22 protein-coding genes are annotated in these 19,973 nt (G+C 62.0%); 11 read left to right on the top strand and 11 right to left on the bottom strand.

Going from position 1 to position 19,973, the window contains the following annotated elements; translation table 11 throughout:
• Nucleotides 1-36 precede the first annotated feature (36 nt).
• Together ABOC32_RS23550 and cinR are read right to left on the bottom strand one after the other, a co-directional pair.
• On the bottom strand, nt 37-1,389 hold the full coding sequence (locus ABOC32_RS23550) for a heavy metal sensor histidine kinase (protein WP_426809080.1): 1,353 nt from the start codon (nt 1,387-1,389) through the stop codon (nt 37-39).
• Nucleotides 1,386-2,066 carry a two-component system response regulator CinR gene (cinR, locus tag ABOC32_RS23545; RefSeq protein WP_086974596.1) on the bottom strand — a complete coding sequence of 227 codons (681 nt, stop codon included), beginning with the start codon at nt 2,064-2,066 and terminating at the stop codon, nt 1,386-1,388. Before cinR ends, ABOC32_RS23550 begins: the two co-directional genes overlap by 4 nt.
• Nucleotides 2,067-2,369: 303 nt before the next feature.
• On the opposite strand from cinR, the gene ABOC32_RS23540 reads away from it, so the two are divergent.
• Together ABOC32_RS23540 and queF are read left to right on the top strand one after the other, a co-directional pair.
• Nucleotides 2,370-2,879 carry a cupredoxin domain-containing protein gene (locus ABOC32_RS23540; protein WP_426809079.1) on the top strand — a complete coding sequence of 170 codons (510 nt, stop codon included), beginning with the start codon at nt 2,370-2,372 and terminating at the stop codon, nt 2,877-2,879.
• 68 nt (nt 2,880-2,947) lie between these two features.
• The gene (gene queF, locus ABOC32_RS23535) at nt 2,948-3,778 is read left to right on the top strand and encodes an NADPH-dependent 7-cyano-7-deazaguanine reductase QueF (protein ID WP_426809078.1); all 831 of its coding nucleotides are present in this window, start codon (nt 2,948-2,950) and stop codon (nt 3,776-3,778) included.
• 143 nt (nt 3,779-3,921) lie between these two features.
• Here the strand turns inward: queF and ABOC32_RS23530 are convergent, their stop codons facing one another.
• Both ABOC32_RS23530 and ABOC32_RS23525 read right to left on the bottom strand, forming a co-directional pair.
• Nucleotides 3,922-4,185 carry a DUF4404 family protein gene (locus tag ABOC32_RS23530; RefSeq protein WP_019471256.1) on the bottom strand — a complete coding sequence of 88 codons (264 nt, stop codon included), beginning with the start codon at nt 4,183-4,185 and terminating at the stop codon, nt 3,922-3,924.
• A 122-nt stretch (nt 4,186-4,307) separates the two neighbouring features.
• Complete coding sequence (locus ABOC32_RS23525; RefSeq protein ID WP_063425202.1) at nt 4,308-4,874, bottom strand: hypothetical protein; 567 nt, start codon at nt 4,872-4,874, stop codon at nt 4,308-4,310.
• A 200-nt stretch (nt 4,875-5,074) separates the two neighbouring features.
• Here ABOC32_RS23525 and ABOC32_RS23520 point away from each other — a divergent pair, with 200 nt between their 5' ends.
• Nucleotides 5,075-5,782, top strand: a complete 708-nt coding sequence (locus ABOC32_RS23520) for an MlaA family lipoprotein (protein ID WP_063425204.1) — start codon at nt 5,075-5,077, stop codon at nt 5,780-5,782.
• A gap of 30 nt (nt 5,783-5,812) precedes the next feature.
• Here the strand turns inward: ABOC32_RS23520 and ABOC32_RS23515 are convergent, their stop codons facing one another.
• Nucleotides 5,813-6,112 (bottom strand): PilZ domain-containing protein, encoded by a 300-nt coding sequence (locus ABOC32_RS23515; protein ID WP_426809077.1) that lies wholly within the window; start codon nt 6,110-6,112, stop codon nt 5,813-5,815.
• A gap of 281 nt (nt 6,113-6,393) precedes the next feature.
• Between ABOC32_RS23515 and rssB the strand changes: the two genes are divergently transcribed.
• Both rssB and rssC read left to right on the top strand, forming a co-directional pair.
• Nucleotides 6,394-7,575, top strand: coding sequence for a two-component system response regulator RssB (gene rssB / locus ABOC32_RS23510; protein ID WP_426809076.1), 1,182 nt, complete (start codon nt 6,394-6,396; stop codon nt 7,573-7,575).
• Entirely contained in the window at nt 7,572-8,054 is a 483-nt protein-coding gene (gene rssC / locus ABOC32_RS23505) for an anti-sigma factor antagonist RssC (protein ID WP_016500715.1), read from the top strand. Before rssB ends, rssC begins: the two co-directional genes overlap by 4 nt.
• A gap of 124 nt (nt 8,055-8,178) precedes the next feature.
• Here rssC and ABOC32_RS23500 read toward each other — a convergent pair whose 3' ends face one another.
• From ABOC32_RS23500 to ABOC32_RS23480, 5 genes are all read right to left on the bottom strand, one after another.
• Nucleotides 8,179-10,023: an alkaline phosphatase D family protein gene (locus ABOC32_RS23500; RefSeq protein WP_426809075.1), complete on the bottom strand. Its 1,845-nt coding sequence runs from the start codon at nt 10,021-10,023 to the stop codon at nt 8,179-8,181.
• Between the two features lie 219 nt (nt 10,024-10,242).
• A complete protein-coding gene (gene tal, locus ABOC32_RS23495; RefSeq protein WP_426809074.1) occupies nt 10,243-11,169 on the bottom strand; it encodes a transaldolase in 927 nt (308 codons plus the stop codon).
• Nucleotides 11,170-11,497: 328 nt separating this feature from the next.
• On the bottom strand, nt 11,498-12,499 hold the full coding sequence (gene dusA / locus ABOC32_RS23490; RefSeq protein WP_426809073.1) for a tRNA dihydrouridine(20/20a) synthase DusA: 1,002 nt from the start codon (nt 12,497-12,499) through the stop codon (nt 11,498-11,500).
• Nucleotides 12,500-12,634: 135 nt separating this feature from the next.
• Entirely contained in the window at nt 12,635-13,504 is an 870-nt protein-coding gene (locus tag ABOC32_RS23485) for an AraC family transcriptional regulator (protein ID WP_426809072.1), read from the bottom strand.
• Nucleotides 13,505-13,565: 61 nt separating this feature from the next.
• The gene (locus ABOC32_RS23480; RefSeq protein WP_426809071.1) at nt 13,566-13,994 is read right to left on the bottom strand and encodes a GFA family protein; all 429 of its coding nucleotides are present in this window, start codon (nt 13,992-13,994) and stop codon (nt 13,566-13,568) included.
• 208 nt (nt 13,995-14,202) lie between these two features.
• Between ABOC32_RS23480 and ABOC32_RS23475 the strand changes: the two genes are divergently transcribed.
• From ABOC32_RS23475 to ABOC32_RS23450, 6 genes are all read left to right on the top strand, one after another.
• Nucleotides 14,203-14,730 (top strand): DUF3455 domain-containing protein, encoded by a 528-nt coding sequence (locus tag ABOC32_RS23475; protein WP_426809070.1) that lies wholly within the window; start codon nt 14,203-14,205, stop codon nt 14,728-14,730.
• A gap of 109 nt (nt 14,731-14,839) precedes the next feature.
• On the top strand, nt 14,840-15,388 hold the full coding sequence (locus ABOC32_RS23470) for a sigma-70 family RNA polymerase sigma factor (protein ID WP_426809069.1): 549 nt from the start codon (nt 14,840-14,842) through the stop codon (nt 15,386-15,388).
• Nucleotides 15,385-16,092 carry an anti-sigma factor gene (locus ABOC32_RS23465; RefSeq protein ID WP_426809068.1) on the top strand — a complete coding sequence of 236 codons (708 nt, stop codon included), beginning with the start codon at nt 15,385-15,387 and terminating at the stop codon, nt 16,090-16,092. Before ABOC32_RS23470 ends, ABOC32_RS23465 begins: the two co-directional genes overlap by 4 nt.
• A gap of 94 nt (nt 16,093-16,186) precedes the next feature.
• Nucleotides 16,187-16,642 (top strand): methyltransferase family protein, encoded by a 456-nt coding sequence (locus ABOC32_RS23460; RefSeq protein ID WP_426809067.1) that lies wholly within the window; start codon nt 16,187-16,189, stop codon nt 16,640-16,642.
• Nucleotides 16,643-16,839: 197 nt separating this feature from the next.
• Nucleotides 16,840-17,301, top strand: coding sequence for a MerR family transcriptional regulator (locus ABOC32_RS23455; RefSeq protein ID WP_426809066.1), 462 nt, complete (start codon nt 16,840-16,842; stop codon nt 17,299-17,301).
• Nucleotides 17,302-17,384: 83 nt separating this feature from the next.
• Nucleotides 17,385-18,647, top strand: a complete 1,263-nt coding sequence (locus tag ABOC32_RS23450) for an NADH:flavin oxidoreductase/NADH oxidase family protein (protein ID WP_426809065.1) — start codon at nt 17,385-17,387, stop codon at nt 18,645-18,647.
• A 95-nt stretch (nt 18,648-18,742) separates the two neighbouring features.
• On the opposite strand, the gene ABOC32_RS23445 is transcribed toward ABOC32_RS23450, so the two are convergent.
• A complete protein-coding gene (locus ABOC32_RS23445; protein WP_426809064.1) occupies nt 18,743-19,966 on the bottom strand; it encodes an amidohydrolase family protein in 1,224 nt (407 codons plus the stop codon).
• Between the last annotated feature and the right edge of the window lie 7 nt (nt 19,967-19,973).

The following is a 19,973-nucleotide window of genomic DNA, read 5'->3' as shown; positions in this document are numbered from 1 at the left end:
TGGCTTGCCGGCGATGGGCTGCGAAGCAGCCCCGATTCACCGATCCTGACTGAACTCGATCACAAACCGAGTCCACCCATCCCCACACTCCGCCCGAATGCACCCGCCATGGGCCTGCACAATCGACCGGGTAATCGCCAAGCCCAACCCCGCATGCTCGCTACTGCCTTCCCGCCGTGCCGGGTCTACCCGGTAGAAGCGGTCGAACAGCCGCGGCAAAGCCGCCGGCTCGATGGCCAGCCCGGTATTGGCCACGCTGATTGTCGGCCCCGGCCCCAGCGTCACCCTTATCTGTCCACCCGCCGGAGTAAACCGCATGGCGTTATCCAGCAGGTTGGACAATGCCCGGCGCAGCATATGCCGGTCACCGTGCAGCACGGCTTCCCCCTCGCGCAGCATCTGCACGTTGCTGTCTTCGGCCAGCGGCGCGTAGTACTCCAGCAGTGCATCCACCTCGTCATGCAGCGCCAAAGGCGCTTGCCCCGGTACCAGCAGGCCGTGGTCGGCCTTGGCCAGGAACAACATGTCGTTGATCATCTGCGCCATCCACTGCAGTTCTTCCAGGTTGCCATGCAGCGCCTCGCGGTACTCCTCGAGGCTGCGCGGGCGGGTGAGGGTGACCTGGGTGTGGGTCAGCAGGTTGGACAGCGGCGTGCGCAGCTCGTGGGCGATGTCCGCAGAAAATGCCGACAGGCGCTGGAAGGCATCGTCCAGGCGCTGCAGCATGGCGTTCATGCTGGTGGCCAGTTCGGCCAGCTCTTCGGGCATCTGCGCCACCGGCAGGCGTGTGGTGAGCGAGCGTGCCGATACGCTGGCGGCCACCTGGCCCATCTGCCGTAACGGGCGCAGGCCGCTGCGTACCGCCCAGGCGCCGAGCAGCGCGGTGGCCAGCGCTGAGAGGCCGACTGTCAGCCAGATCAGCCGTTGCATACCCTGCAGGAAATGCTGGTGGTGGGTGATGTCGAGGTACAGGGCAAGCTGTGGCGACTGCACGGCGCCCTGCGCCAGGTGCACAGCCAGGCTGCGGTAATCGGTGCCTTGTGCATGCAGGGTGGCCAGTCCGTTGGGCAGCGGTGCGTGCGGTAGCCCGCTGCGGCTTTCGAACCAGGTGGTACCGTCGCTGCCGCTGATGCGCAGGGCCAGGTCGGCCTGGTGGCTCAGCTCATCGCGCAGGGCGGGCAGGTGTGCCTGCAGCTCGGTCGGGGTGGCGATGCCAGCCAGTTGCGTGCGGAACAGCGACAGGCGCGAGTCCAGCAGTTGCTGGTCGAGTTCGACGAAGTGCTGCTCGCTGGCCCGGCTGAACAGCAGGCCGGCGCCGAGCGAGACGGCGGCGGTGCAGGCGGCGAACAACAGGGCCAGACGGCTGCCGAGGGAAACCTTGCGCATCATTCCGTGCGCTCTTCGAGCACATAGCCCATGCCGCGTACGGTGTGGATCAGCTTGTTGGGGTGCGGGTCGTCGATCTTCAGGCGCAGGCGGCGGATCGCTACCTCGATGACATTGGTGTCGCTGTCGAAATTCATGTCCCACACCTGCGAGGCGATCAGTGACTTTGGCAAGACCTCGCCCTGGCGGCGCAGCAGCAGTTCGAGCAGGGCGAATTCCTTGGCGGTCAGGTCGATGCGCTGGCCGGCGCGCTCGGCGCGGCGGCGGATCAGGTCCAGGCGCAGGTCGGCCAGGCTCAGGGTGGTGTCCTGACTGGGGCTGGTGCCACGGCGCAGCAGGCTGCGCACCCGGGCCAGCAGTTCGGAAAAGGCGAACGGCTTGACCAGGTAGTCGTCGGCGCCCAGCTCCAGGCCATGCACGCGGTCCTCGACGGCATCGCGTGCGGTGAGGAACAGCACTGGCGTATCCAGGCCGGCCTGGCGCACGGCCTGGAGGATCTGCCAGCCGTCACGGCCAGGCAACATCACGTCAAGGATCAGCAGGTCGTGGTCGCCGGTCAGGGCCAGGAACTGGCCGGTTTCGCCATCAGCCGCCAGCTCGGTGGCGAAGCCTGCCTCGCTCAAGCCCTGGCTCAGGTACTGCCCAGTGCGGGCCTGGTCTTCGACGATCAGCAGTTTCATGTTTTTACCAAGATGTCAGGAGAGACACGGTCACTGTGGGAGCGGGCATGCCCGCGAAGAGGCCAACACGTTGGATGGCACGGGCTTTGCCCGTGTTCGCGGGCATGCCCGCTCCCAGAAATTGTGCAGCCTGTTGGGTGTTGGACAAGACAGCTACCCCACAGCGCCCAGGCTTTAGTTGAAATGATACGTGACGAACTGCAGGCACGCCCAAGCTGACAAAGTTGTAATCTCCCTGTCAGGTAGCTGCCAGTCGCCTCTGACTAAGGTGGCTTCATCCCGTTGTGTATTACCGGAGTCATCATGAAACGCCTGTTCATCGCCGCCACCCTTGCCCTGGCCAGCCTGCCGACCTTTGCCGGCGAGGCGCAAACCTTCGCCTTTGGCGAGCCGGCCCCGGCGAACAAAGCCACCCGCACGGTCAACGTGGTGCTCAAGGACATCGCCTTCGAGCCCAAAAACCTGCAGGTAAAAGCCGGCGAAACGGTGCGCTTCGTGCTGGTCAACGAGGGCAAGCTGCCGCATGAATTCAACCTGGGTGACAAGGCCATGCATGCCGAACACCAGAAGGAAATGGTCGCCATGCAAGGCAAGATGTTTACCGAGGCCATGAACCACGAAGGCATGGACCACGGCCAGATGATGGATCACGGCGGCGGCCATGGCCACGGTGGCGGCAACACGGTACTGGTCATGCCAGGCCAGCGCGCCGAGCTGACCTGGACCTTCCGCAAGTCGGCCCCCATCGAGTTTGCCTGCAACGTGCCGGGCCATTACCAGGCTGGTATGGTCGGGGCGTTGACCATCGAGTGACTCTCGCTCCAAGGCGGGGAGCAAAACCGGTAGACTAGGGGCAATTTCGAACCTCTAGGTCAGTTTCCATGCATCCTGCTGCCGAACACTCGCCGCTGGGCAAGTCCAGCGAATACATTGCCACTTACTCCCCGGAGCAGCTGTTCCCGATTCCGCGCACTGCCAAGTGGGCCGAACTGGGCGTTACCGCGCAGACCTTGCCCTGGCAGGGCGTGGATTACTGGAACTGCTTCGAGCTGAGCTGGCTGCTGCCCTCGGGCAAACCGGTGGTGGCGATCGGTGAGTTCGCCATCCCGGCAGATTCGCCGAACATCATCGAATCCAAGTCGTTCAAGCTGTACCTCAACTCGCTGAACCAGACGGTGTTTGCCTCGCTGGGCGAATTGCAGGCCTGCCTTGAGAAAGACCTGTCTGCCGCCGCCGGCAAGCCGGTGGGCGTGAAGGTGCGCACCTTGGCCGAAGTCGAGGCCCAGGGCGTGGAGGCCTTGCCGGGGGTGTGCATCGATGCGCTGGACGTTGCCATCAGCAACTACGAGCAGCCGCAGCCAGAGCTGCTGCGCTGCAACCCGGAGCACATGGTGGAAGAAACCGTGCACAGCCACCTGCTGAAGTCCAACTGCCCGGTAACCGGCCAGCCGGACTGGGGCAGCGTGGTGGTCGAGTACAAGGGCAGGGCGCTGGACCACGCCAGCCTGCTGACTTACCTGATCAGCTTCCGCCAGCATGCCGACTTCCATGAGCAGTGCGTCGAGCGTATTTACCTGGATTTGAAGAACCTGCTGCAGCCCGAGCACCTGACGGTGTATGCGCGGTATGTGCGCCGGGGTGGGCTGGATATCAACCCGTACCGTAGCACCGGGGCGATCAGCCCGGATAACAAGCGGCTGGTTCGGCAGTAAGGCTCAAGTACGTTGGGGGCGCTCTGCGCCCCTTTCGCGACACAAGGCCGCTCCCACAGGTTCAGCGCATGATCAGGGTTTTGCGCTGAACCTGTAGGAGCAGCCTTGTGCTGCGAATGGGCCGCAGAGCGGCCCCAGCTATTTCAGATCCCCATGCTGTGCAACGAGTTGGCAATGCTGCGCAGGGTGGCGGTGAGGTCGGGGTGGTCGGCCTCGAAGCGTTCGATGGCCAGGTTCACGCCATCCACCAGGTTGTTGTCCGGCGTGGCTTCCTCAAGTTTCAGTTGCGCCTCGATCTGGCGTGCTTCTTCGTGCAACGCGGCCAGTTCGTCTTCCGAAAGCGGTACGTTGCGGTCCAGTTGCTCGCGCAAGCTGTTCAGGCGCTCTTGCAATTCGCGGGCAGGCATTGGCATTTCTCCATCAATGGCTTGGCAAGCCATGGACCTCGGCGACGCAGCAAAGGTTCTGGCCTGCCTTCAGCGTAATCCACCTGCCGCCGCTTTGCATGATGCGCGTCAAAGGTGCTGTATCAGGGTTTTTCACCTTTGCGACGGCGCTGGGCGATGTCCTGCAGGCAGGTGTCCAGCGCTTCCAGGTGGTCGATTACCGAGTGCACGCCCAGGCCGAACAGTTCCAGCGTCGCCTTGCCACGGGCCACGTCCTGTTGCTGCGAGGTCATGGCCTGCCATTGCCGCGAGCTGCGGTCGCAGAACGGGCTGCAGGCGGCCAGGCCCACCGTCCACAAGCCCGCGTTAAGCCCGGACTGCAGCAGGCGCGGGTCGCCGCTGACCAGTACGCAGCCATCCAGGCGTTCACTGTCCAGGGTCATCAGCGCCTGCCAACAGGCGTTGGGCGCCGGCCAGCGTACGCCGTTTACCGAATGCCCCGGCAGCCAGTCGGGCAGTACGTGGGCCAGGCGCTTGCTTTGCGTGGCACTGAGGTCATCCAGCCAGATGCACGGCACCTGGTGCTGGCGCAGGCTGGCGAGGGTAGCCAGGGCGCCGGGGGCGGGCGAGGGGGCGCCACCATTGGCGGCCTGTACCAGGCAGCCGCGCAAGCCGAACAGCACAGCAGTGAAGGCGGGTGCAGCGTCCATGGCAACTTCCCCCAAATAGTCCGCAGGCTATGCGGTGATTGTTACCGCCCTGTGACACCCGGTCTCTGCAACAGTTATTCACAAAATATTGAGCAAACATGTGTAAAGCTGTTTATCAGCCCGCAAGCCTCTATACTGCCGCCTTACCAGCAGCGCGACCCGTTGCGTTTGCGGCCGAGAAATTCGATGGAGAGACATCTATGCGTAGGATCGGTGCCAGTGTGATCGAACGAGTCACCCAGGCCTGTGTCTGCGCCAGCATGCTGCTGGCGCCCGTGGCAGCCACCCAGGCAGCCACCGAGGAAGATCCCTGGGAAGCGGTCAACCGCCCGATCTTCCGTTTCAACGATACCCTCGACACCTATGCCCTCAAGCCGTTGGCCAAGGGCTACCAGGCGGTCACTCCGCAGTTTCTTGAAGATGGCATCCACAACATCTTCCGCAACCTGGGTGATGTGACCAACCTGGCCAACGACGTGCTGCAGCTCAAGCCTCATGCGGCGGGCGTGGATACTGCGCGGCTGATCGTCAACACCACCTTCGGCCTGGGCGGTTTCTTCGACGTGGGCACCAAGATGGGCCTGCAGCGCAATGACGAAGACTTCGGGCAGACCCTGGGCTACTGGGGTGTGCCGAGCGGCCCGTACGTGGTCATCCCGCTGCTGGGGCCAAGCACGGTGCGTGACGGCGTGGCCAAGTACCCGGACAGCTACACCAAGCCTTACCGCTACATCGACCATGTGCCGACGCGCAACTCGATCTTCGCCCTGGACGTGATCGACACCCGTGCCGACCTGCTGTCTGCCGAGAAGCTGATTCAGGGTGACAAGTACATCTTCATTCGTAACGCCTACCTCCAGAACCGCGAGTTCAAGGTCAAGGATGGCGAAGTCGAAGACGACTTCTGATCCGTAGACGGGGGCCGCAATGGCCCCTGTTCAATGCATGGCCAGAATGCGCAGCCCGAACTTCTGCTGCCCACCCGGCTGGTCGGCAATCCACACCACTTCGGTGCTGGCATGCAGCCCTTTGAGCGCCGGGTGGTCAGAATCGATCCGCACCTCAATATGATCGCCCACCTGGAACCGCTGTGGTGCCTGCACCTGCATGCCGCCGCTGGACAGGTCCAGGCACACGGCTGCGATCACCTGGCCTTCATGCAGCAGGCTGACCTCGGTGTCGATGCGCATGCGGATGAAATCGCGTTTTTCGCTGTGGCTGGAGGGCGTGTGAGGCATGCTGCATCCTTCCCATCGGGTTGCGCTGGTCGACTTTCTTATAACTCCCGGTGATTTGCCCTGTAAAGAGCGGCGAGGTCGACCCTTGCATGCTTGAAACGCTTGGCGGATGGGAGTACCGTCTGCGCCTTACAAGGTAGCTCTCACAGTTGCCGGATAGTTGCCGGGCAGGTGTTCTTGTCCTACAACTCAAGTAGAGTGTGACCACAAAGAATTCCCGTAGCTGGCCGTCTGCTTTGCCGACACCGCTGCACCAACCTAAATCGGCGCCGTTCGCCCACATGCAGAAAACCAGTGCAACGCTGCTGATTATCGATGACGACGACGTGGTCCGTGCGAGCCTCGCCGCCTATCTTGAAGACAGTGGCTTCAGCGTCCTCCAGGCCGGTAATGGCCAGCAGGGGCTTCAGGTCTTCGAAGAACACCAGCCCGACCTCGTGATCTGCGATCTGCGCATGCCGCAGATGGGCGGCCTCGAACTGATCCGTCAGGTCAGCGAGCGTGCGCCGCAGTTGCCGGTGATCGTGGTGTCCGGTGCCGGTGTCATGAGTGACGCGGTGGAAGCGTTGCGCCTGGGCGCCGCCGACTACCTGATCAAGCCGCTGGAAGATCTGGCCGTGCTTGAGCATTCGGTGCGCCGTGCCCTCGACCGCTCGCGCCTGGTGCTGGAAAACCAGCGCTACCGCGACAAGCTCGAAACGGCCAACCGCGAACTGGAGGCCAGCCTGCACCTGCTGCAGGAGGACCAGACCGCCGGTCGCCAGGTGCAGATGAACATGCTGCCGGAAAGCCCCTGGGTGGCTGGGGAGTTCGCCTTCGAGCACCAGATCATCCCGTCGTTGTACCTGTCGGGTGATTTTGTCGATTACTTCCGCGTGGACGAGCGGCGCATTGCCTTCTACCTTGCCGATGTCTCCGGGCATGGCGCGTCGTCGGCCTTTGTCACCGTGCTGTTGAAGTTCATGACCACGCGGCTCATGTTTGAGCTCAAGCGCAGCAAGATGCGTGAGTTCAAGCCGTCCGAAGTGCTCAGCCACATCAACCGCGGCCTGATCAATAGCAAGCTGGGCAAGCACGTGACCATGGTCGGCGGGGTGATCGACGAAGAGGCGGGTCTGTTGACCTACGCCGTGGGTGGCCACTTGCCGCTGCCCGTGCTGCACACCCCCGGGCATACCCGCTACCTGGAAGGCCGTGGCCTGCCGGTGGGGCTGTTCGACGAGGCGACCTACCAGGACCTGGTGGTGGAGCTGCCACCGCAGTTCAGCCTCAGCCTGATGTCCGATGGCATTCTGGACCTTTTGCCGGGTGACACGCTCAAAGATAAAGAAGCCGCCTTGCCGGAGATCGTCAAGGCAGCAGGTGGCAGCCTGGATGGGCTGCGTCAACGATTCGGATTAGCTACGCTTGGGGATATGCCGGATGATATCGCCCTATTGGTGTTGAGCAGGAACTTTCAATGAGTACCGGTAGAATCCAGTTCGCCGAGCAGAGTGGTACCTTCGTACTGAAGTTCGTCGGTGAAGTGCGCCTGACCCTGTGTTCGGCGCTGGATGCGACGATCGAGAAGATTTTCACGGCGTTGAACTTCTCGGCGATTGTCATCGACCTGACCGAAACCGAGAGCATCGACAGCACCACCCTGGGCCTGCTGGCCAAGCTGTCGATCCTGTCACGGCAGAAGGTAGGCCTGTTGCCGACTGTGGTCACCACCAACCCGGACATTTCCCGGTTGTTGCAGTCGATGGGCTTCGATCAGGTGTTCAACATCGTCGATCGCCCGATTCCGTGCCCCGAGTGCCTGACCGACCTGCCGTCGCAGGACCAGAACGAAGAGGTGGTGCGCTCCAAGGTGCTGGAGGCGCACAAGATCCTCATGGGCCTGAATGACTCCAACCGCGAAGCGTTCCATGACCTGGTCAATGCGCTGGAGCGGACCTGATTTTTAACCTGTGCCGGCCCTTTCGCGGGTAAACCCGCTCCCACAGGGATCTGCACAGGTCTGAAAGGCCCACGATGCCTGTGGGAGCGGGTTTACCCGCGAAGAGGCCGGCACAGGCTGAAGACTATTTGCTGCCAACAAACTCCGTAGCCTCACCCCCACCTGCATCCAGCTGATACACCCGCATCGGCCGCCCCTGTTCATCAAAGAACACCTGCCCCAACCCTGCGCCATTCCACAAGCGCTCCCCGGCCTTGCTGTGGCTGGGCGTACGCGGTACCACCTCCATCTCCCGGCGCTTGGTAAACCAGTTGAGTGGCGAGCGCGGCGCATACAGCCAGCGGTTGAGCCGGTCGAGCACATCCAGCAGGCGCCGGGGGAACTCGTTCTTGATCCCGCTGCTGGTCACCTGCCATAAATGCGGGCTGCGCTGGCGGTGGCGGATCAGCACTTCATAGACGAACGAGTAGTGCACATCCCCGGACAACACCACGTAGTGCCCCGGTGTGCGCGAGTGGCGGAAGATGTTGAGGATGACCTGCGCCGCACCCCGGTGGGCCATCCAGTTTTCGGCATCCACCAACAGCGGGTAGCCCAGCCAGCTGAACACCTTCTGCACGGTCTCGATCAGCTTCACGCCAAAAATCGGCGCAGGCGAGACGATGACCGCTGACGGGTGGTCGAGCAGCGCCTGCTGCAACTCGCTCAGCGCTTCCCAGTCAAGCAGGCCGGACGGTTTAGCCAGGTTGCTTTCGCTGCGCCAGCGGCGGGTACGGGTGTCCAGCACCAGCAAGGGAGGATTTGTTGGCAGGCTGAATTGCCAGCCCTGAAAGCGCAGCAGTTCGCCGATCAGTTCATCGCGGGCCTGGCTGCACAGTGCCTGGCATTGATTGACCAGTGGCTTGCAGCTGTCCGGATCGTTGCCCCAGGCCTGACACAGCAGGTAGCCCAGCAGGGCATTGCCGATGATCCGCCGCGAGAACAGGTGGCCGTAGGCGGTTTCTTCCCACTGTGCCGAAAGGTTCCAGTCGTCGGTGATGTCGTGGTCGTCGAATATCATCAGGCAGGGCAGGTGGGCCATCACCCGCGCCACCTGGCCGAGGTTCCCCGCAAACGCCTGGATCAGCGGCAGCTCCTGCCTATAACGGGCCTGGCGCTGGTCGGTCAGCCCGCTGGGCATCGCCATATCCACCAACTGCCAAGGCACGGGTGACCACACCAGCAGGTACATGGCCATGACCTCGGCGAAGGTCACCAGGTGGTTGTCGGCGTTGCTGGACGAGAAGATCGGCTTGCGCTTGCCGCCAAAAAACCGCTCGCGCAAGGTGTCGTTGGTTTCCTGCGCTGGCAGCAGGTCGGCGCGGTGGTAGTAGCTGGCCGGGTGCCGGTACAGCGCCTGGCTGTCGGCGACCACTGCGCCATCCAGTTGCTCGTCGAACAGGCCCAGGCGCTCAATCAGGCTATGGATAGCACGCAGCATCGGGCCGGCGACATCGTCGGCGTACACCTGGTCGCCGGTCATCAGCAGCACGGCCGGGCGGTCTTCCGGCTGCTCGCAGGCCTGCAGCAGGCGGTCAGCGCACAGCAGGCCATCGGCAGCGGGGTGGTGCGGCTTGCGGCAAGAACCGTGCAGCAGGTGGTCGAGACGGTCGCGCAGCACCAGGCTCGGGCGCTGGGTGCCGGGGTAGAGCAGGTGCGGTGCCCAGCTTGCGATGCCCTGGCCGTTGATCAGCAGGTCGTAGTCAAGCTGCTGGTTGCAGGGCAGGGGGTTGGCGAAGTGGATTTCCAGCAGGTGGATGAAGGCGTGCTGGCCGACCGGGACGACCTGGCAATCAATCTTGGCCTCGCTTGCCGGGAAGATGAATTCGGGTTGTAGCGATCGGGTCGCGACCAGCCAGATGGCCAGGCGCTGGGGTTCCAGACGGCGCAGTACCGGGCCGGTGAGTACGAGGGGCAAGGATGGGGTCATCAACAGCTCTGAAGGCTAGTCGACCCCTTCGCGGGCAAGCCCGCTCCCACAGGTGCGGCAATGCACTCAAGGGCTGCACTTTACCTGTGGGAGCGGGCTTGCCCGCGAAAGGGCCCTTGGATTCAAGAAAATGCTAAAGCCTGGCGCGGAAACGATAGCAAACAAAAACGGGCGGAAAATGCTGAACACTTCCCGCCCGTCAGGCAAATCCGATATGTATCAGGCTTTTTCAGCCATCAACTTCTCCAGCTTCTCCTGGTCCCGCGCAAACTGGCGAATACCCTCGGCCAGCTTCTCGGTGCCCATGGCATCTTCGTTCATCGCCCAGCGGAACTGGCTTTCGTTCAACTGCTGCTTGGGTTCACCCGCATTGCCAGGCTTGAGCACGCGCGGCAGTTCACCCTGGTCATCGCTCAACTGCTGCAACAGCTCAGGGCTGATGGTGAGGCGGTCACAGCCGGCCAGTTGCTCGATCTGGCCGATATTGCGGAAGCTGGCGCCCATGACCACCGTGTTGTAGCCATTGGCCTTGTAGTAGTCGTAGATGCGCGTCACTGATTGCACGCCAGGGTCCTCGGCGCCCACGTATTCCTTGCCGGTGCTCTTCTTGTACCAGTCGTAGATACGGCCCACGAACGGCGAAATCAGGAACACCCCGGCATCGGCGCAGGCCTGGGCCTGGGCGAAGGAGAACAGCAGCGTGAGGTTGGTCTGGATGCCTTCCTTCTCCAGCTGCTCGGCAGCACGGATGCCTTCCCAGGTGGAGGCCAGCTTGATCAGCACGCGGTCTTTGGAGACCCCGGCTGCGTCATACAGCTCGATCAGTTGGCGGGCTTTGTTCAGCAGCGCGGGTTCATCGAACGACAGGCGGGCATCCACCTCGGTGGAGATACGCCCCGGAATGACCTTGAGGATGCCCGAACCCACGGCCACCGCGAACTTGTCGCAGGCCAGGTCGACATCGCCCTTGGCATCGGCTTTCACCTGCTTGAGCAAGTCGGCGTACCCAGGGATGGCGGCAGCCTTGAGCAGCAGGGACGGGTTGGTGGTGGTATCGACCGGCTTCAGGCGGGTGATGGCGTCCAGGTCCCCGGTGTCGGCGACCACGGTGGTGAACTGCTTGAGTTGTTCCAGCTTGGAAGTCATGGGCGTGCTCTGTCCTGTGCATTTACTCGACATTACCCGAGCCCCGACAGCCGCTCAAGGGCTGTAGAAGCGGGCTTGCCCGCGAAGGGCGGTGCGAGAGGTGAAGATTCGAGTGCCAGGCCGCCATGAGGTTCCGCATACACAAATTCCGAACCCTGCACGACCCCTTGTAGGAGCAACTGTCTTGTTCAAAATCTAAGCGTTTACGCGATCACTGTGGGAGCGGGCGTGCCCGCGAACACCGGCGAAACCGGTGCCATCCACCGCGCAGGATTCTTCGCGGGCATGCCCGCTCCCACAGGGGAAAGCGGAGCTTGCCCAAGCAACATCACCGCCCCTGCAACAACTCCACCGCCTGGTCAAACACCGCCAACGGCTCGGCCGCCTTGTGAATATCCGCCGACAGCAATTGACGGAAGCGCCGCGCCCCTTTGAACCCTTGGGCCAGCCCCAGAATATGCCGGGTAACGTGGTGCATCGCGCCACCGCTTTCCATATGCGCCACGATATAAGGCCGCAACTGCGCCAGCGCCTCGCTCCGGCTGACCGCCGGCACATCGCTGCCGAACAGCTGCTGGTCCACCTCGGCCAGCAGGTAAGGGTTGTGATAGGCCTCACGCCCCAGCATCACGCCATCGAAGGTTTCAAGGTGCGCCCGGCATTCGTCCAGGGTCTTGATCCCGCCATTGAGCACGATCTCCAGGTCCGGGAAGTCCGCCTTCAACTGCGCTGCCACGTCATAGCGCAGCGGCGGAACCTCGCGGTTTTCCTTCGGCGACAGCCCTTCCAGAATCGCGATACGCGCATGCACGGTAAAACTCCGGCACCCCGCCTCGCGCACCTGCCCAACGAAGTCGCACAGTTCGGCATAGCTGTCGCGGCCATTGATGCCGATGCGGTGCTTCACCGTCACCGGCGTCGACACCGCATCACGCATGGCCTTCACGCAATCGGCCACCAGCGCCGGGTGAGCCATCAGGCAGGCGCCGATCATGTTGTTCTGCACCCGGTCGCTGGGGCAGCCGACGTTGAGGTTCACCTCGTCGTAGCCCGCTTCCTCCGCAAGGCGCGCGCAGGCGGCCAGGTCAGCGGGCATGCTACCGCCCAGTTGCAGGGCCAGCGGGTGCTCGGAGACATCGTGGCGCAGGAAACGGTTGGCGTCGTTGTGTAGCAAGGCACCGGTGGTGACCATTTCGGTGTAGAGCAAGGTTTGCTTGGAGAGCAGGCGCAGGAAGAAGCGGCAGTGGCGGTCTGTCCAGTCCATCATCGGTGCAACGGAAAACCGGCGGGCCGGCTCCGCACGTTGATTTACAGCTGATTCTTGGGGCATCTGGGGCACGTATCTGATACCCGGCTCGGTTGCCCGGCGCCGGGTGGATTTGGGGAATGGGCATAGTCTACCAATTTGGCCCGCCATGCGTCTGGACCAGTGATGGTTGGCTTCTCCTGCTGCCCGTTGCCCGGCCTACTTCAGCGGCACATAAATATCCGTTTCCCACTGCTCCAGCGGCGTTTCCGGATACACGCTCAGGTATTGGAAGAACAACGGATGGTCGCGCAGCTCTTCATTGCTCGACGGCAGCCAGTCCCGGTATAGCGGATAAATGGTTTCGCCAATGTAGTCAGGCGAGCCACTGTGCCGAATCACCGCACAACGCCCCGCCGGTATAACCCGTTCATGCACACCAAACTCATTGGGCTGCACAGCCTCGTCCATCTCCCCACAAACGGCGAAGCGAAAGGCGTCGGGTGGGGTGGTGTCGGGGTTGTCGTAGGGGATGCCGAAGGTGCGGCTGCTGGCCACCGGCGACTGGCCGCTGTTTATGCGCCATTGGCGAAAACGCGCAACGCTTTCACCGACCAGGCTGGGCGGCCCTCGGTGGTCGAGCGCGGCTACGCGGGTTTCGGCGAAATCCACGATACGGATCTGCATGGTGATACTCCTGGAAAGGTGTGGAACAACGAATACCGCACTCCAGGCCTGCCAGTTCGGCGCCTTGGCGAACACGCTCGGCGCCATGCCGAAGGCACGCTTGAACGCCCTGGAAAAGGCTTCGGGGCTTTCGAAGCCGGCGCCGAATGCGGCTTCCAGTACGGGCGTTGCGGGCGAGGCGACCAGTTGGTGCGCCGCACGTCGAAGCCTCATCAGTTGCACGTAACGTGAAACCGGAACGCCCATGTATGCCGTGAACTGCCGGTGAAAGTGAAACGCCGAGAAGTTGGCGATGCGGCTCAGGGCATTCACCGACAGGTCACCTTCGAGGTGGCTGTCGATGTAGGCAAGCACGGCTTCGAACCGTTTTGCGTAGGTAGGGCTGTGCTGTGAGTCAGTCAACGAACGGAACCTCCGGAAGGTGCGGTGAGCGCTAGCATCCGTTGTTCAGGCATCGTGGTGCCTAGCCGTGATTGCTCTGTTGCGGTTTGGTCTCTTCACGTTCAGCGTGGCTGCAGTGTGCGTACCACGGGGCAGCAGAATCGAGGTGAAGGTGTTTCTGCTGCTTGGGCAGGAAGGGAGTATCAAGCGTGCCCAGCGCTATCGATATCCAGTCGGCAAACTCACCTTGGGTGCGTGACCAGAACAAGGTCGAGCCGCACTCCACGCAGAACTCCCGCGCGACCATCGGCGAAGACGCGTAGGTCTTGATACTGGTGGCGCCGCGAAGGATGCGCAGCATGCCGCGCGGAACGCTGCCGTAGGACGCGAATGCTGCCCCGTGCCCTTTGCGGCACTGGCTGCAATGGCAGTGGCTCACGGCCTTTGGCGGGGTAAGTAGCAGGTAACTGACCGCTGCACACAAGCAGCTTCCTTGGTATGCCTCTTTCACTGGCGCTTCCGTGCAGGTGGAAAACGCCAGCGTAACCGCCCGGGCCTGATCAGTCGACCGTCGCACGCCTGCTTCGGCTTCAGCACGGGATCGATTACAAGCATGCAAAATTATTTTTGGGCCAGTGCATCCAGAACGGCACCCGATGGGTAGTTCTTATCAGGCAGTCGGTGATTGCCTGCCCCATGCCCCTTGAGGAGTTCGCCCCATGATCATCAAGCCCGCTTTCTCCATGCTCGCCGCCTGCCTTGTACTTGCGTCTGCACCCGCCCATGCCCAGTCGGGCGTCCCGGACGCAGTCAAGGTTCCCGATGGCCACGCCATCATGCTGGAAACCGTCGGTGTCGGTGAGATCACCTACGAATGCCGAGACAAGGCCAATGCGCCAGGCCAGACGGAGTGGACTTTCGTCGGCCCCAAGGCGGTGCTCAATGATCGCAGCGGCAAGCCTGTCGGTGACTATTTCGGTCCTCCGGCCACCTGGCAGGCCAAGGACGGTTCGAAAGTGACCGGCACCCAGCTTGCCGTTGCCCCGGCGGCCAAAGGCGATATCCCGTATCAACTGGTCAAGGCCAACCCTGCCGAGGGCAAGGGTGCAATGCAAGGGGTCAGCTACATCCAGCGCCTGGCGACGCGCGGTGGCGTAGCGCCTTCGGTGGACTGCACGGCGCAGAGCAAAGGCGCGCAGCAAGTAGTCAAGTACCAGGCGGACTACGTGTTCTGGTCAGCCAAGTGACGAGGGCTTGAGCGGCACGCCAGCGATTGATCATCTACGCTGCTGGACGTGCCCCAGGCCGGTAAGGCTGGGCACCGTCCAGGTTTCATGATGAAGGAACGACCCCATTTTGAATTCGCCCGTTGTTCCATTTGATTTCGAGGGCTGTCTTGCCGCTTGTGCCCAAGGAGACCGCCGCGCCTTGCAGGCGCTCTACGAGCATGAGGGGCCGCGTTTGCTGGGCGTCGCACGGCGCATCGCGCGCGACCAGGCGAGCGCGGAGGACATCGTTCACGATGCCTTTGTGCGTATCTGGACACGTGCTGCCAGCTATGACCCATCGCGCGGGTCAGCCCGGGGCTGGGTCTACAGCATTACCCGTCACCTGGCGCTGAACTTCGTGCGTGACAGCCGCTGGGAAACCGACCTGGGCGAGACTGGCATGATCGCGACTGTAACCCTGGCCCCGGAGCTGGACGACCTGCAACTGTGGTCAGGCTCGGCGAAAATCTATCGCTGCCTTGAGCAACTGCAACCCGCTCCCCAGCGTTGCATCCTGCACGCGTATGTGGACGGTTGCAGCAATGCCGAAATCGCAGCGCTGCTGGGTGCGCCGCTAGGCACCGTGAAGGCATGGATCAAGCGAAGCCTGAAGGCCCTGCGGGAGTGCATGACATGAAGCGTACCCCAGGTGATGACAGCGCCGAAGCCCTGGACGACCTGGCAGCCGAGTACGTGCTGGGAACCTTGAGTGGCGAGCAGCGTGCTGCCATGCAGGACCGGTTGAACACGGAGCCGGCCGTACGCGCCGCAGTGGATGCCTGGGAGGCCCGCCTGCTCGAACTGACCACGCAGGTTGAACCCATCACGCCAAGCCACCGCTTGTGGGGCCGGATCGAGCGCAGCCTTGAAGAGGCTCAACCGCCCAGGCATCCACGCGCTGGCTGGTGGCAGCGGCTTGGGCTCTGGCAGGGCTTGAGCGCTGCGGGGCTTGCCGCGAGCTTGCTTCTCGCCTTGGCGCTGTTGACCAAGGCACCGCCTGTGACCACCTATATGGTGGTGCTGGTAGCGCCGTCGGGCCAGGCCCCGGGGTGGGTAGTGCAAGCCAATGACGCGAGCATGATCGAACTGATCCCGCTTGGCGTGGACGATGTGCCCGAAGGCATGACCTTGCAGTTCTGGACCAAGGGCGAGCAGTGGCGCGCACCTGTTTCGCTGGGGCTGGTCAAACCGGGCGAACAGTACCGCGTGCCGCTGAGGCGCTTGCCTGCGCTTGAGCCTAATCAGCTGTTCGAGCTGACCCTTGAGAAAGCGGGAGGCTCCCCGACCGGTGCACCAACGGGCCCGGTGAAGTTCATTGGCCGCGCGGTGAAAGTCATATGAGCCCCCGCGGTGAATATCGTGCACAAGCGGCTTGACCCTGAAGTGGCTACAACCCTCACGCTGGTAGCCAGTTTCTCTCTACCAGGCATTCATCATGGACAACCGTATTCCTCCGCCGCTGGTCGCTACCCTGTTCGGTCTGTTGGCGTGGTTCGCAGCTCGACACTTGCCGGGAACACTGGAGCTGACTCTCGAATGGCGCATTGGCCTGGCGCTGGTGGTATTGCTGGCAGGCGTAGCGGTTTGCCTGGCCGGCGTGCTTTCTTTCCGACACGCACGTACAACGGTCAACCCGCTGAAGCCTGAAACGGCTTCGGCCTTGGCCCGCTCGGGCGTTTACAGGTACACACGCAACCCCATGTACTTGGGCTTCGCCACAGTGCTGATAGCCTGGTCGATCTTCCTCGCCTGGCCGCCAGCACTGCTTGGTGTGTTGGGCTTTGTGATCTACATGAACCGCTTCCAGATCGGGCCGGAGGAGCGGGCCTTTGCCAGCCTCTTCGGGGGGGAGTTTACGCAGTACTGCAAACAGGTCAGGCGTTGGCTCTAGGCCCGAACACCCTCATATAAATCCTGACGTGTCGGCAACCCCAAGCGCTGGCAACCTGTTGCCCAAACCCGTGAAAGGTCATTGCCGTCCATCACAGCGGCTGGCCAGGTATTGGGCAATCATTTGAGCTGCTTGGTCGCCCGAAGGCTTTAGGTTTAAAGTCAACTTCAAGGTCGATAGTGCTTCAAGGGTGGGTTATGAGAATTGGCGAACTGGCGAAAATCAGCGGGTTGGCACCGTCACGCATCCGGTTCTACGAGGCTAGCGGCTTGATCAGATCTGTCGAGCGCAAAGCAAATGGCTACAGGGACTACGCGCCGGATACCCAGTGGGTTCTGGAGATCATTACCGGAGCGCAGGCGGCGGGGTTTTCATTGGAAGAAATCCGGCAACTGATGCCGACGAATGCCAGCGGCTGGCAGCACGACGAGTTGCTCAGTGGACTCAAGCAAAAAGTTGAGGAAATTGGTGTTCTACAGCAACGGCTAGCGCAGAACAAAGCCCAACTTCTGCTCGTCATCAAAGGCATCGAGGGTAAGCCCGAAGATATGGAGTGTGCGGAAAATGCGCAAATGCTGATCAATCGTTTGCGTGAAGAAGGGGTTGGCCAAGCTTCAGGCAAGCGTAAAGTGAAACCCTCGTCCCGGCTGGTGCGATGAACCTCGGCTGACCTGAAAAAGGTATTGACCTTAAAGTTTACTTTAATCTTAAGGTGGCCTCATCTTCAGTTGAGGACTGCCCCATGAATGTATTCGACACCCTGATGCTCCCCAACGGTTCGACCATCAAGAACCGCATCGCCAAAGCCGCCATGGAAGAGAACATGGCAGATGCCGATCAGGCGCCTTCCGAAGCACTGATGCGTCTCTATCAAGCATGGGCCGACGGTGGTGCCGGCCTGATTATCACCGGCAACGTGATGGTCGACGGCCGCGCCATGACCGGGCCGGGTGGCGTGGTGTTGCAGGACGATCAGCAACTGGACAAGTTCAAGCGCTGGGCGCGTGTGGGTCGCTCCGGCGGTGCGCAGTTCTGGTTGCAGATCAACCACCCAGGTCGGCAGATGCTGTCCAATCTCGGGCAAAAAACCTGGGCACCCTCAGCCGTGCCGCTGGAACTGGGCCAAATGTCGAAGCGTTTTGCCACGCCTCATGCAATGACCCCTGGCGTGATCGAGGAGGTTATTCAGCGCTTTGCGAGTACCGCACGCCTCGCTGAACAAGCCGGGTTCACCGGTGTGGAAATTCACGCTGCCCATGGCTATTTACTGAGCCAGTTCCTTTCACCGTTGACCAATCAAAGGACGGACGAGTGGGGTGGCTCCCTGGAAAACCGCGCGCGGCTGTTGCTCGAAATCGTCAGGGCGGTCAGGGCTTTGGTGCCCGCGGATTTTGCAGTGGCGGTCAAACTCAACTCCGCCGATTTCCAGCGCGGAGGATTCACCGCCGATGACGCTAAAAAAGTGGTTGAGTTGCTTAACGGCCTGGGCGTCGACATGGTGGAGTTATCGGGCGGCAGCTATGAAGTACCCGCCATGCAGGGTGACGCGCGCGATGGTCGCACCCTGGCTCGCGAAGCTTATTTCGTCGAGTTCGCCCGCGATATACAAACCGTCGCCAAAATGCCGGTGATGGTCACCGGCGGTATACGTCGCCGCCCTGTGGCCGAAATGGTCGTGCAAAGTGGTGTGGACATGGTGGGCATCGGAACGGCGTTAGCCATCAAACCGCACTTGCCTCGTGACTGGTTACAGGGCAAAGACAGCGCCCCGCAATTGCCACCGATCACCTGGAAAAACAAAGCTATTGCGGCCCTGGCGAACATGGCGGTCGTGAAGTTTCAATTGGGCAAACTCAGCCGGGCTAAAAAGCCCAACCCAAGCGTTTCACCGCTCCGCGCGCTGATCCTGCAACAGCTCGCCATGGCCTTTCGCACTCGCCAGTATCGGAGATGGATAGAAAAGTCTTCGCACTACAACGGCCTGGAGGACGCAAGAAGGCCATAGCGATAGAGCATTTCCCAGTGTACTCAGGCAGTGCCGCTCTCGGTCCAGAGCCGGCATAAATGAGCCTCCTTGATTACGAATTCTTCAAGATGGCCTCAAAATGCGACTGACCTACGATGCTCAGCCGTTGCAACCACCTTGCCGCGCTTGAGCACCATCAGCCGTGTCGGCAGGTCGAGAATGACATCGGCCACAGCCCGGCAATCGACCATCACCAGGTCGGCATCATTGCCCACCGCCAAGCCGTGGCGTTTCAACCCCAAGGCTTTGGCAGGGTTTGTCGTGAGCATCGACAACACGGTGGCCTGATCATCCGCGCCGCCCAGGTGGCACGCGGGAATGGCCAGTTGCGCAATGTGCAGCAGGTCGCCAGTGCCATACGGTGTGAATGCGTTGCGGATGTTGTTGGTGGCCAGGCAAACCGTGACCCCGCCGTCGCGCAGTGCACGCACCGGCGTCAGGGTGCGTCTGACATTGTGACTGTCACCCCGAGCCCCCAGGTGCAGGTCGGTGGCGGGCAGGCACATCACGCTGATGTCGGCCTCACGTAGCAACGCAATCACCTGTGCCTGTCGCGCTGGCGAGGCGGCGGCCAGGCTGGTCAGATGCCCAACGCAGACCCGCCCTTGGTAGCCTTCGGCAATGGTTCGACGTGCCACGTACTCGATGGTCATGTGCTCGGCGTCATCGGCGAAGTCCTGGTGCAAGTCGATGTCTTTGCCGTAGCGCTTGGCCAAGTCAAAGACGAAATCAATGTGCTCCAGCGGCGACACGTCGTTGTAGGGAATGCCGCCCACCACATCGGCCCCCATCTCCATTGCCTGGGTCATCATGGCCTGCATGCCAGGCAGCTTGAGAATGCCTTCTTGCGGAAACGCCACGACCTGGATGTCGATCACCTCGCGAAACTGCTCGCGCAACTCCAGCACCACTTCGAGCCCGGTGAAGCCTTGGGCGGGGTCGAACTCGGCATGGGCACGCACATGCGTGGTACCGGCCTGAACCAGTGCGCGCAGCACCTGGATCGAACGTTCGCGGATATCCTCACGGGTCAGTGTGGGCTTCAGTTCGGCGGTGACGGCGATTGCTTCCTTCAAGGTGCCGGAACGGTTGGCCTTGCGCTGCATGACGTTGGCTTTTTCCAGGTGCAGGTGGCCTTCGACAAACCCAGCAACCAACACTTTGCCGTCGCCCTGGATTTCGTGCGCTGCGGTGGTGGCGATGTGTTGTGCGATCTCGGCGATTTTGCCTGCTTGCACGGCCACATCTACCAGCGGCTGGGCGTCGTCAATGCGTACATTGCGAAAGATAAGGTCCATCAACTTC

Origin of the sequence: Pseudomonas sp. WOUb67 (genome assembly GCF_050058005.1) — a bacterium.
Lineage (GTDB): Bacteria > Pseudomonadota > Gammaproteobacteria > Pseudomonadales > Pseudomonadaceae > Aquipseudomonas > Aquipseudomonas putida_R.
The sequence above is the reverse complement of the archived record's forward strand: the minus strand, read 5'-3'. Positions and strand labels throughout refer to the sequence as shown.